Source organism: Rhizobium sullae, assembly GCF_025200715.1.
In the GTDB taxonomy this organism is placed as follows: domain Bacteria; phylum Pseudomonadota; class Alphaproteobacteria; order Rhizobiales; family Rhizobiaceae; genus Rhizobium; species Rhizobium sullae.
This window is the reverse complement of record NZ_CP104143.1, coordinates 1,668,339-1,680,241: the sequence shown is the minus strand read 5'-3', so window position 1 is coordinate 1,680,241 and position 11,903 is coordinate 1,668,339. Positions and strand designations below refer to the sequence as shown.

Sequence of the window (11,903 nt, the reverse complement as noted above, 5' to 3'; positions counted from 1 at the left end):
TCGCTATTCCAAGTGCTTGAAGGCCTGGATCGACGTTCGGGAAGGCCTGGAAGCCCCTCCTCTAAATCGCGCGAAGCTCGTCCAGTTCGATCTCGAACTGCATCTGATCATAGGCAGGCACAACATGATCCGGCGTCTCGGCCATCAAGGTGTCGTAGTCGAGTGGCGTATGCATATGTGTCAGGATTGCTCGCTTCGGCTTCAGCCGCCCGATCCAGTCTAGCGATTGCTCAAGCGACAGATGGCTCGGATGGTAGCGATACTGCAGGGCGTCGATGATGAGGGTGTCGAGACCTTGAAGTTTTTCTATAGTCTCCGGTGGAAAGTCACTGATATCGCTGCAATAAGCGACATCGCCTATTCTGAAGCCGAGCGAGTGGATATCGCCGTGCTGCTGCAGATGCGGCCTGAACGGAATCGTGCCGCCGGCGCCGCTGATGGCGATCGGTATCTCGATATCCTCGATCAGGATCGGTTCGACGATTGGCGGATAGTTGCTGCCGGGCGGCGTTTCGATGCAGTAGCTGAAGCCCTGGCGAATGCGGTCCATCGTGAATGGATTGGCATAGATCGGCACGCGCTGCTGGGCGTTGTGAAAATAGCCGCGCAGATCGTCGATGCCGTGAATATGGTCGGCATGCGGATGCGTATAGAGCACGGCGTCGATGTGCTCTACCTTGGCGGCGATCATCTGTTCGCGAAAGTCCGATCCGGTATCGATGACGACGGTCGTGACCCCGCCGTTGTCATCGTATTGCTGTACCATGAAGGCTGCGCGCGTGCGGCGGTTCTTCGGGTTGGCCGGATCGCAGGCGCCCCAATCGCCGGTGATGCGCGGCACGCCGGGCGACGACGCGCAGCCGAGAATGGTGAAGCGCCGCCGGTAACGCACGCGGCTAGACCTTCGGCATCTTCGAGAAGAGCCGGAAAGCGTTCTCGGTGGTGATCCGCGCCATCTCGGCGTGGCTGACGCCGAGCGTTTCAGCCAGAATCTCGGCGGTATTCACCACATAGGACGGCTCGTTGCGCTTGCCCCGCCAGCGCTTAGGCGCAAGGTAAGGCGCGTCGGTTTCGACCAGCAGCCGGTCGTGCGGAACCGTTTTGGCGATCGCCCGCAACTCCTCGGATTTCGGAAAGGTGAGGATGCCCGAGAAGGAAATGTAGCCGCCGAGTTCGACGCCGGTTCGGGCAAGCCCGGGGCCGGCCGAGAAGCAGTGGAGAATGAAGGGGAAGGCCCCCTTCCCGGTCTCCTCTGTCAGGATCGCCGCCATGTCCTCGTCGGCGCTACGGCTATGGATCACCAGCGGCAACTGCGTTTCGCGTGCGGCAGCGATGTGGCGCAAAAAACCGGTCTTTTGATCCTCCGGCCTCTGGGTGTCGTAGAAGTAATCGAGCCCAGCCTCGCCGATCGCGACGATCTTCTCATGGGCATTGGCGAGGCGCACGAGATCTTCGGTCTGGATCTCGAGCTCCTCATCCGCATTGTTCGGATGCGTGCCGACGGAGCAGAAGACCGAGGGATATTTCTCGGTGATCGCGAGCAGCTTTTCGAGCTTCCGCACCCGGGTCGAGATCGTCACCATCTGCTTCACGCCGGCCTGATGCGCGCGAGACACGATTTCATCGCGCTCCTCCTCGAAATCGGCGAAATCCAGATGGCAATGCGTATCGATCAGCATGGCAGACCTCAGGCCTCCGGCGCCACATAACGCGGGAAGACAGGCTTCGGAGCCTCCAGCGGCGTTCCGGGAACAAGGCGTCCGGCTTCGCCCAGTGCCGCGAAATCGCGCCTGTCGGCAGGTGCGGCGACGAGGTCGAGCAGCTTACCCGCCGATTCCGGCATGAACGGCTGCAGCAGGATCGCAATCTGGCGGACGACTTCAGCCGCCACATAAAGCACGGTGCCCATCCGCGTCGGATCGGTTTTCTTCAGCGCCCACGGTTCCTGGCCTGCGAAATAGCGGTCGGTTTCCGAAACAACCGCTATGATGGAAGCGAGTGCCCTGTGGATCATCTGCTTGTCCATATCGTCGCGCGTGGAGGCAAGCAGCGCGTCGACCTGAGCCAGCATCGCCTTGTCCTCGTCCATCAGCTGCCCGCAATCCGGAATCTGGCCGTCGCAGTTCTTAAAGATCATCGACAGCGAGCGGCTCGCGAGATTGCCGATGCCGTTCGCAAGATCGGAATTGATCCGCGTGCCGATCGCCTCTTCGCTATAGCTGCCGTCCTGACCGAAGGAAACTTCGCGCAGGAAGAAATAGCGCACCTGATCGAGACCGAAATGGTTCACCAGATTGACGGGATCGACGACATTGCCGACCGACTTCGACATCTTCTCGCCCTTGTTGAGCAGGAAGCCATGCGCAAAGACCCGCTTCGGCAGTGGCAGCTTTGCCGACATCAGGAAGGCTGGCCAATAGACCGCGTGGAAGCGGATGATGTCCTTGCCGATGACGTGAACGTTGGCCGGCCAGTATTTCGCTCTCGGGCCGTTCGGATCCTGGAGATAGCCGGTCGCTGTGATGTAATTGGTCAGCGCATCGACCCAGACATACATGACGTGCGCCGGATCGTTGGGTACCCTGATTCCCCAATCGAAGGTCGTGCGCGAAATCGAAAGGTCTTTCAAGCCGGACTTGACGAAGGAGATCACTTCGTTGCGCCGCTCGGCCGGGCCGATAAAATCGGGATTATCCTCATAGTGCTTGAGGAGCTTGTCCTGGTATTCGGAAAGCTTGAAGAAGTAGCTTTCCTCCTGCACCCATTCGACTGGCGTGCCCTGCGGCCCGTAGCGCACGCCGTCGGCGCGAAGCTCCGTTTCGTTTTCCTGGTAATAGGCCTCGTCGCGCACCGAATACCAGCCGGCGTAGGAATCCTTGTAGACATCGCCGTTTTCCGCCATCAGGTTCCAGATGTCCCTGGAGGCCTCGTGGTGGCGGGCTTCCGTCGTGCGGATGAAATCGTCGTTCGAGGCGTTCAGCAGCTTGGCCATCGCCTGGAACTCACCGGAGTTGCGGTCGGCAAGCTCCTGGGCGGTGATGCCCTCCGCGCGTGCCGTCTGCTGCATCTTCTGGCCGTGCTCGTCGGTGCCCGTCAGAAAGAAGACATCGCGGCCATTAAGGCGCTGAAAGCGTGCCATGGCGTCCGTCGCGATCAGCTCGTAGGCATGGCCGATATGCGGCTTGCCGTTCGGATAGGAAATCGCGGTGGTGATGTAGAAAGGCGTCTTGTCTGTCATGGCGGCCATCGTGTCCGGCTTGCTCTCTCGAAATATCAGCCGCTCTTAGCGCATGTCATGGAGAAGAGAAACACTAAGTTTCCAAAGCGACTGTGATTTGGCGGTTTGCCGGAGCGCTGAGCTTGACTCGCTTTCTGCCACATTCTAGGCCTTGCGAACATAAAGAACGGGGCGCAATCGACGTGAGATTTCCAGCAGCGGACAAAAGCCGTTTCTCTGTCCGTCAGAGGCCCGTCGCTTGACGTTTCTCGAAAATTTTCAGCCGCTCTATTCGCTTTCCGGCTTTTTCGTTGGCGCGCTTGTCGGCATCACTGGCGTCGGCGGCGGCTCGCTGATGACGCCGCTGCTTGTCCTGCTTTTCGGCATCCATCCGGCAACCGCGGTCGGCACTGACCTGCTTTATGCCGCCGTCACAAAGACGGCGGGCACGGCGGTTCATGGCATGCATGGCCGCATCAACTGGCGTGTTGTCGGCGCGCTGGGCGCGGGCAGCGTCCCGGCAGCGCTTCTGATGCTCTGGCTGATGGCAGGCGTCGACCGCAAGAGCGTCGAGGTTGCCCATACGATTACCGTTGCACTTGGCTGGCTGCTCGTCATGACAGCGGTGATGCTTGTCTTCCGGGCGCAGATCCTCGCATTCGCCCGCCGGGTCACCGGCGAGCGCGCCCCGCCCCGCCCGGCGACGATTGTCATTCTCACCACCGTCCTCGGACTGGCGCTCGGCATCCTCGTTACGCTGACATCGGTCGGCGCCGGTGCACTGGGCGTGACGATCCTGCTTGTCCTTTATCCGCGGCTCGATGTCCGCGAAATCGTCGGCTCCGATATCGTCCATGCGGTGCCGCTGACGCTGATCGGCGGCATGGGCTACTGGATCATCGGAGAGATCGACTGGCCACTGCTGATTGCGCTGCTGATCGGTTCGATTCCGGGCATCATCGCCGGCAGTCTCCTGGCGCCGAAGCTGCATGAACGCACGATCCGCATCGTTCTTGCACTCACGCTTGTAATCGTCGCGTGGAAGCTGCTCACAGGCTGATCAGGGCCCCGGCTGCTTGATATCGCCGAGAATACTAAGGATCGTCTGCTTGCGGTCGAGATTGTAAGCGTCGGAAACGGCAAGCCGCTCGTTGATATCGGATTGCAGCCGTGCCAGCCGTTCGGCGGCGGAAAGCTGCCCTACCCGCGCCGCTTGGCGCGCCCGGCTCATGAGATCGTCGCCGACATAGCTCGTGAAGAACTCAAAGACCGTGTCGCTATCCTTGCCGGACAAGGCATCCGCCAGGCGATGCATCGCCTTTCGAGCCGTCGGACCTTGAGCCGACAGGACCTCGCTGTAAGCCGCGATGATCTCGCCGCCCCCATAATTCAGAAGCTTCAATGCCTCCCCGACGCTTCCCTTCGCCGCCGATAGCATCGAGGCATCGCTGCCGCTTACGCCGAGAGTGGCGAGCGCCGCACCCAAAGCGCTATTATCCAGCGGCGAAAGCCTGAGCGGGAGACACCGGGAACGGATCGTCGGCAGAAGCTTGCCCGGTGCATGCGACAGCACGAGGAAAAGCGCCCGTTTCGGCGGCTCCTCGAGAATTTTCAGGATGGCGTTTGCCGCGTTGCGGTTCATGTCGTCTGCCGGATCGATGATGACGATGCGCCAGTTGCCTGTTCCGGAAGTCTGCGAGAAGAAGCGTCCGGCGCGCCGCACCTCGTCCACCGTGATCGCCGACTTCACCTTGCCTGTCTTCTCGTCGACGGGACGGGAAAGATAGAGCAGGTTATGCGACGCCCCTGAAGCGATCTGGCGGCTGACGGAAGAGGCTGGGTCGGGATCGCCGATCGCTGTAGGCGCCATTGCCGGATCGGGATTCGACAGAACGTAATTCGCAAAGCGAAAAGCCAGCGTTGCCTTTCCGATCCCCTCCGGCCCCTCGATTAGGACCGCGTGATGGCCTTTGCCGGAGCGGTAGGATTGCGAAAGAAAGGCTTGTGCGCCGTCATGCCCGAAGAGTTTCGTGTTTTCGGCCGGCCAGATGGCGCCGTCCAGAAGTCCCGGTCGCTCGTCACTCATGCGCGGCCTCCGGCATCTTCGCGGCGGCAACGGGTGCAAGAAGCTGGTTGACGATCGCGAGAATTTCCGCGGCAATTGCCTCTTCGTCCTGCGTCGCGTTGACGACGTGGCACCGTTCCGGTTCGCGCGCGGCTATGTCGAGATAGGCTTCGCGGCGTTTTTCGTGGATTTCGAGTTCGTCCTTTTCGAAGCGGTCCGGTCCGCTGGCCGTCGCCGCACTGCGCTTCTTTACTCGCTCCAGACCAAGCCTTGCTGGAATGTCGAGGATCAGCGTGCAATCCGGCACGACGCCGTTGACGGCAATCCGCTGCAGCGTCTCGATGAAATCCGCCTCGAGATTGCCCGTCACGCCCTGATAGACGCGCGAGGAATCCATGAAGCGGTCGCACAGCACGATCTTGCTCTGAAGAAGCGCTGGGCGAATCACCGCCTCGACGTGATCATTGCGGGCCGCGGCAAAGAGAATGGCTTCCATGCGCGTGCCGAAGGCCTCCGCGGCGCCGGACAGCAACACATGGCGCACGGCTTCGGCACCGGGCGAGCCGCCGGGTTCCCGCGTCAGCAGAACCTCATGGCCGCGCGCCCTCAGCGCTTCCGCCAGCCGGCGGATCTGCGTGGACTTCCCAGCCCCTTCCCCGCCTTCAAACGTAACGAACAATCCCGTACCGGATGACAATGACACATTCCCGCATTCTTCAGCGCCCGCGCCACTGGGCTTTCTTCCTATCTATCCGAAGACAGGGCCAAGCGAAACCGTCAGGCTGGACACCTTCCGTTCCTTCCCCGGCAATTTAGGCAATGAATATGGCGATCAGGTGGGTTCGGCCGTGTCCCAGAGCCATGAGAAGAGCAGCGATTCGCCGAGCTCCAGAAGCGCATCGAACGCCCGGCTCGTCAGCGAACCCTGCGCGACGCCTTGTGCGGTATAAAGCGGCACTTCGCGCAATATGCGGCCGCCCGCCGAGATGACCAGCGTGCCCGCTTCGGCATCAGCAGCAACGGGCGCCGTCAGCGGCCAGCGATAGACGATCCTCGCTGAGAGCCTGTCAGGATTGCTGACCGGAATGTAGACACTGACGGGCCCCTTCGCGACGAGGTCCACTTTTCCGGTCTGGCCGCCATAGACGCTGGCCGCGCCGACAACTTCCTTGTCCGCGAACAACTGACGATCCTCGAAAGCGGTCTGCCCCCATTCCAAGATGCGCTTTGCCTCCTCGGTCCGTTCCTTGTCGGAAGCAATGCCGCCGAGCGCCAGGAAGAGCCGCTTTCCGTCACGCTCCGCCGAGGCGACGATCGAATATCCCTCGCCCTCGGCAAAGCCGGTTGCCAGCCCGTCGGCGCCAAGCCCTAAGCCCAGCAAGGGATTGCGGTTGCGCTGGAAGATCTTGTTCCACTCGAAATCCGGCTGCGCGAAGTAATGATAATATTCGGGGTAGGATTGCTGCAGATCGACCGCGAGCGCCACCAGGTCACGCGCGGACACCTTGCTTTTGCCGTCCGGCAGGCCGGTGGAGTTAGTAAAGATCGATTTCTGCATGTCGAGCGTCTGCGCCCGTCGCGTCATTGCAGCAGCGAAATTGCCCTCGGTGCCGCTCATGCCCTCCGCAAGGATGATGCACCCGTCGTTCGCGCCCTGGACGGCAACGCCTTTGATCAAGTCCTCGACGCGAATATGGGATTTCAGCGCTGCGAACATCGTTGCCGTCCGCGATGGTGCGCCTCCCGTGCGCCAGGCATATTCGGAAACCGGATATTCGGTATCGAGCGTGATCTCGCCCTTCTTCAGTGAGCCGAAGACCAGATCCATCGTCATCAGCTTTGCCAGCGAGGCAGGTGAGAAGCTCTGCTCCTCATTCTTCGCAAGCAGCACCGTTCCGGTCGATGCCTCGATCATATAGGCCTGCGCGGCCTTGGTCACAAAGCCGGCGGGCGCGGTTTCGGCAGCGTTCGATTGCGAAGCGAAGGGCAGAAGGCACGCACACAGACGAAGCAGACGCTTCAACATCGAGGCTCCATGGGATCGAAGGTTCGACTCTCGACGTTAGAGGCAGCGCGCGGCGCGCGCAATCGCTTCAAATCAGGGTGCGATCTGTTTTGCCTGCTGGCGCTTGAAAGAGGCGAGGATCGAATCATGCGTCAGACCGTCATTGCGGACCATGACGGCGTCGAAGGCGAGCTCGACGGTCACCGTCTTCTCGTCCCCGCCCTGGTAGCCCATGGCGAGCGAACCGCCCTGCCCGGAGCCGTAAGGGCGCTCATAGGGAATGGGTCCAATCTGCGGCAGCACGACCATCTGCTCGAACGCCCGTCCTGAATTGCCGAAGGTCGGAGATGGCATGGGCACGGGTGCCGCATTGTAGCGCGCGCTTGGCGTCGAGCCGCCGTAGGCCGTCGCGGACATAGGCACCGGCACCTTAGACTGATCGACAGTCAACGTGCCAAGGCTCTGCAGTTGATCGCCGGTGATCTTCTTGCTGTTCGACGCAACCATCACGCCGGTTGCGATCTGCCCTCCCGGATTGACGCCCGGAACCCGGCTTCCCTTCGGCACGTAGGATGCCATCAGGTAAGGCATGTCGTGCCCATCCATGCGCGCCTTGCCGACATATTGCACGCGCACCTTGCCGGTGCCGCTGTGCTGCAGGTCGAGCATGGTCGCCGTCTTGTTGGAAAGGTCGATGATGCGGCCTTCGTGATAGGGGCCGCGGTCGTTGACGCGCACGACCACCGACGAGCCGTTTTCGAGATTGGTGACACGCGCATAGCTCGGCAGCGGGAAGGTCGGATGCGCGGCGGAAAGGTGCATCTGGTCGTAGACTTCGCCGTTTGCCGTCAGCCGGCCGTGAAATGCGGAGCCATACCACGATGCGACGCCCACTTTGCTATAGGCGAAGTCTTCCTTGGGATAATACCACTTGCCCTTGACCTCGTAAGGGTTGCCGACGATGTAGCGCCCGCCGCCCTTCGGTATGTTGGCGCCGCTGGCAACGCGCGGGCTTGCTTTGACGCCATATTCCTTTTCGGAGAAATATTCCTTGCCGTGAGCGCGCTTTTTCGGCGCCTGCGAAGCCGTACCGCAAGCCGTGACGGTGGCGCACATCAGCGCCAGCGCCAGCCACCGCGTACCCATTGCGAAAGAGGCCGCCCCGTATTCCAGTCTCATATGTCCCACGCCGCCCAAGATCGTATGGTTAAGCAACTGCCCGATGACGGGCCAATATTGCGTACGCCCACTCACCTAACGAGACTTTAACTCGGCGACAGTCATGGCGAATTTACGAAATGATTTCCTCGCGATAGCAACAATTTTAATGATCATGGTTTACAGGATCCTAACAGCGCTTCGCTCAACCGTTAACCGGCCGGTCTTCCGGCCGCAGATTTTTCCGCCCCACCCTTGCATTGGCCATGCCCTTTGCGCCATAAGGCGCACAAGGAAGAGTGTCCGAGTGGTTTAAGGAACCGGTCTTGAAAACCGGCGTGCGGGAAACCGTACCGTGGGTTCGAATCCCACCTCTTCCGCCATCCGTATTGATTTTATTATGTTTTTTCTAGTTTTTTGCCGATTGCCATAACTGAGATTATTCGTTTTCCCCAGCCATGTGCATAAATGCAAAAAAACAAATCATGAACAATGCTCGACTTGCCAAGGTTTTCAGCACCTTGTAGATAAGCAAGGTGGCATACGCATTAGCGCTCGCCTGATTCGGAGCTTTCTAGTCCAAACTGTTGTGGGAGGACTCTAGCTTCGGCGGAAGTGACCGAAGGGGTGGCAAGCTCTCCTTGCCTTTATCCGAGAAAGGATAAAGCCCATGCGGATAGTATGCTCAATTAGTAGGCCCGTGTCGGTTATCCGATACTGGCGCTTCAGACTGGGGCAATGGGAACAAGTTCGCGCCCATTGCCGACGTTGGCCGCGTTCCCCCGCGTTCATCGCCTAACCAGTCGAAGTAGCGTCAACTTAGCCCCGCTTAGGCGGGGCTCTTTTTTTGTGTATCCGCTGTGGATACGCAAATTGAGTAGACGCTTTTGCAATGTGTTGCAACAGCTAACCTGTTGACTGAGACGCAAATCTTACGAAAACTCGAATCAATTTCGGTAAAAAATACCTATATATCAATTGCTTATCTTTTTGGTCTTCGCATACCTTGATGCAAGGAGAAGTCAAGGGGGGAAATCGCGCCTGGGACCACCCAAGTGTTGATAAGTAGCCGGTTTTTCTCGGCTAATTCACAGGGTAATTAAAAGATCACGCTAGTCTGATTCTTGGTCGTTATCTCCCGAAGAAGGCAAAAAGGGGCCATGAGGCAGCCTTGAGGCCCCTACTTGCGGTCCCCGCATATCGCCTTCTCCCCGCCCCGTAAGATTTGGATGCGGGGAGCCGCCACGCGTAAGCGTGGCTGAGTCTTTATTATTTGCGCACTTCGCTGCCGTCGGGAAATACTGCGATGATTTCCCCGGTGTTCTCAGCGTCAGCCTCCTCGTATTCCGGGGCATCGGGAAGCGCTTCCGCGATTTGCCGGGCCATTTCCTCAAGCACGGCCTTATCCCCGATCTGAAGCGTGGACAGGCCGCCGCGCTGAAGCGACGGGAGCGCAACAAGCGGCCGCTTCGTCTTCCTGTTTTGCACCAGTCGGACGTTGCGCATCGTGAGCCTCAGCGATGGGAAGAACACTTCAGCGACGGCAAGCTGCCAGAGATCGCTAGTGTGGCCCATAACCTTGACCTTCTTTTCGTGCTTATAAACTGCGATGATATTGAACATCAGTTGACTCCGGATTCCGCGAGCAGGGTCCAGAAATCATAGGACTCGTCAGGCTCGACGCTGCGAATGTTGTAAACGGTGCCAGAGCGGGCATTGCGAGCCCGCCAAGTCGAGTCGACGGCATCAAGGGCCGGTTGCCCTCGCATGGTGAGGATCAAAGTCTTGCCGCCTAGAAGGGGCTGGATTCGGCAGGCTGCGGAGAGCTTGGTTTCCCAAGCTCCGTTGAAACCAACGCTGCCACCACCGCCTCCCGCTTGCTTCTGAAGGAAGACGCGCTCCCGAAGTGCTCCCGCGCCGCCCGTCATCCAAACTCCGTTTCCGCGAACTTGTGCAGGTCGATGCCGCGCTCTTCCATCCGTTCGAAAACGCGACCCAACTCCGCAGCCTTCAGTCGCAATTCCGGGTTCTGGAAATTCCAGTTGAGCGGATAGAATCCGTCTGCGCGGAATTTGCTTTGTGGCGGCCTGAGCCTGTAGCCGGACTGGCCGTCGGTGCTTCCCTTCCACGTCAACCGGGCATTTTGGATAATGATGCCGTACGGAAGCTCAAAAGCTACAAGCGCCTTCACTTCGTAGCCGTACCCCGGCTTTCCATCCTTGAAGCGTCGCATGTTGATGAACGTCATGTGTTGGCTCATGCGACGGGCTCCTTAGCTGGCGCCGTATTGAGCGGGACGCGGAGTTGATTTCCGTTTTCGAGCGGCTTCAAATCCATGGTCTGGCGCGCTTCGTTGAGCGTCATGATTCCGGCCGACGTGAGGCTGTTGTAGGCTGCCGAACGCTCCTGCAATGAGCCGGAAATCAGCAAATCCCACTTGGCCGCGAGATAGAGCGTTTTTCGCTCACGGGAGCCAAGCACAAATGCGCACAACTGCTGGCACAAGCATTGCGACCAGACTTCAGCCGCGAGGTTCACGAACTGGCGGTTAGCCTCGCTCGCCGATGACCACGTGCTGTGGAAAGGCAGGCCAGCAACATCTGGCGGCACGCCGTATGCTTGCGCCACAAGGTACGCATTGAGCCTGCGATTTTCGAGCACTTCATTGTCCGCATTGCTGAGCGCCATGCGGTCGAACTTGAGGCCGTCGCCCAAAACAGCGATCTTGCCAGTGCCAGCCGCGCCCATGTATCCGGACTCGAAAGTCGCTTTCAAACGCTTGGCCGTGTCGTTGGCAATAGCGCCCGGCGCTGTCAGAATGCCGCCTGCCTTGAAGCCAGAACGCGCATCGGTAGCAACGGCGTTCTCGAAATCACTGGCAATGCCCATGGACAAAGCCGCCAGAGCAAGCGGCGAGCGGCCGCGCAGGTTCTTCGGACGCCACTTGGCATGGAAGATATCGTTGCTTGAATGGACGGTAACGGCATTGTTCCGCAAGAGGTCAACAACGCGATACTGCAGGCGGCCATTGCCAAGGTTTTCGACCGAGACATTCTGCCATTCGAGCGGATCTAGACTCGTTAGCCTGCCTTGATTGTCGAAGCTGACTTTCGCGAATGCCTCGCCGTAGGAAGCCAGCGATTCCATGAGAGCAGACTTCAGCTCATAAGCAGACATATCCGCCGTGCCATTCAGCATCAGATCATAAAGAGCGTGCCCGACAGCCGGCTCAGGGCTGCCGTCGGCGGCTTGCCGGTACAAAGTGACGTCAGCGCTTGCAAACGCGCCAGTAATCAAGCTGATGCAGCGGGAAGCCGTCGACATGTTGAGCGCTGCGCTTGCCGTGGGTGCATAGCCGAGGATAGAGGCCACGAGGGGGTCGGACACGTCGGTTGCGCGGGTTTCGGACTTGCCGAAGAAAAGACCAGAAATGCGTTCATATACGGTTTTGGCCATCG

General features: G+C 59.6%; 12 protein-coding genes and 1 tRNA gene. 2 read left to right on the top strand and 11 right to left on the bottom strand.

Annotation, left to right across the window (positions count from 1 at the left end; genetic code table 11):
* Positions 1-61 precede the first annotated feature (61 nt).
* The 3 genes from N2599_RS08490 to metG are packed head-to-tail and all read right to left on the bottom strand — an operon-like array spanning position 62 to position 3,238.
* The gene (locus N2599_RS08490; protein ID WP_027513549.1) at positions 62-892 is read right to left on the bottom strand and encodes an MBL fold metallo-hydrolase; all 831 of its coding nucleotides are present in this window, start codon (positions 890-892) and stop codon (positions 62-64) included.
* 4 nt (positions 893-896) lie between these two features.
* Positions 897-1,679 carry a TatD family hydrolase gene (locus N2599_RS08485; protein ID WP_027513550.1) on the bottom strand — a complete coding sequence of 261 codons (783 nt, stop codon included), beginning with the start codon at positions 1,677-1,679 and terminating at the stop codon, positions 897-899.
* An 8-nt stretch (positions 1,680-1,687) separates the two neighbouring features.
* A complete protein-coding gene (gene metG / locus N2599_RS08480; RefSeq protein WP_027513551.1) occupies positions 1,688-3,238 on the bottom strand; it encodes a methionine--tRNA ligase in 1,551 nt (516 codons plus the stop codon).
* A 238-nt stretch (positions 3,239-3,476) separates the two neighbouring features.
* Here metG and N2599_RS08475 point away from each other — a divergent pair, with 238 nt between their 5' ends.
* A complete protein-coding gene (locus N2599_RS08475; protein ID WP_027513552.1) occupies positions 3,477-4,277 on the top strand; it encodes a sulfite exporter TauE/SafE family protein in 801 nt (266 codons plus the stop codon).
* Here N2599_RS08475 and N2599_RS08470 read toward each other — a convergent pair whose 3' ends face one another.
* From N2599_RS08470 to N2599_RS08455, 4 genes are all read right to left on the bottom strand, one after another.
* Positions 4,278-5,303, bottom strand: a complete 1,026-nt coding sequence (locus N2599_RS08470) for a DNA polymerase III subunit delta' (RefSeq protein ID WP_027513553.1) — start codon at positions 5,301-5,303, stop codon at positions 4,278-4,280. It abuts the gene before it with no gap.
* On the bottom strand, positions 5,296-5,979 hold the full coding sequence (gene tmk / locus N2599_RS08465; protein WP_027513554.1) for a dTMP kinase: 684 nt from the start codon (positions 5,977-5,979) through the stop codon (positions 5,296-5,298). Before tmk ends, N2599_RS08470 begins: the two co-directional genes overlap by 8 nt.
* A 135-nt stretch (positions 5,980-6,114) precedes the next feature.
* On the bottom strand, positions 6,115-7,308 hold the full coding sequence (locus tag N2599_RS08460) for a D-alanyl-D-alanine carboxypeptidase family protein (protein WP_027513555.1): 1,194 nt from the start codon (positions 7,306-7,308) through the stop codon (positions 6,115-6,117).
* A gap of 72 nt (positions 7,309-7,380) precedes the next feature.
* Positions 7,381-8,466, bottom strand: coding sequence for a septal ring lytic transglycosylase RlpA family protein (locus N2599_RS08455; protein ID WP_027513556.1), 1,086 nt, complete (start codon positions 8,464-8,466; stop codon positions 7,381-7,383).
* A gap of 272 nt (positions 8,467-8,738) precedes the next feature.
* On the opposite strand from N2599_RS08455, the gene N2599_RS08450 reads away from it, so the two are divergent.
* Positions 8,739-8,828: transfer RNA gene (locus N2599_RS08450), tRNA-Ser, on the top strand.
* 886 nt (positions 8,829-9,714) lie between these two features.
* Here the strand turns inward: N2599_RS08450 and N2599_RS08445 are convergent.
* Genes N2599_RS08445 through N2599_RS08430 form a run of 4 tightly spaced genes read right to left on the bottom strand, consistent with a single transcriptional unit; the run spans position 9,715 to position 11,901 of the window.
* A complete protein-coding gene (locus N2599_RS08445) occupies positions 9,715-10,068 on the bottom strand; it encodes a hypothetical protein (protein WP_027513557.1) in 354 nt (117 codons plus the stop codon).
* Positions 10,068-10,373: a head-tail adaptor protein gene (locus N2599_RS08440; protein WP_037144051.1), complete on the bottom strand. Its 306-nt coding sequence runs from the start codon at positions 10,371-10,373 to the stop codon at positions 10,068-10,070. Before N2599_RS08440 ends, N2599_RS08445 begins: the two co-directional genes overlap by 1 nt.
* Positions 10,370-10,705, bottom strand: coding sequence for a hypothetical protein (locus N2599_RS08435; RefSeq protein WP_027513558.1), 336 nt, complete (start codon positions 10,703-10,705; stop codon positions 10,370-10,372). The genes N2599_RS08440 and N2599_RS08435 overlap by 4 nt, the downstream gene beginning before the upstream one ends.
* Entirely contained in the window at positions 10,702-11,901 is a 1,200-nt protein-coding gene (locus N2599_RS08430) for a phage portal protein (protein ID WP_027513559.1), read from the bottom strand. The genes N2599_RS08435 and N2599_RS08430 overlap by 4 nt, the downstream gene beginning before the upstream one ends.
* Between the last annotated feature and the right edge of the window lie 2 nt (positions 11,902-11,903).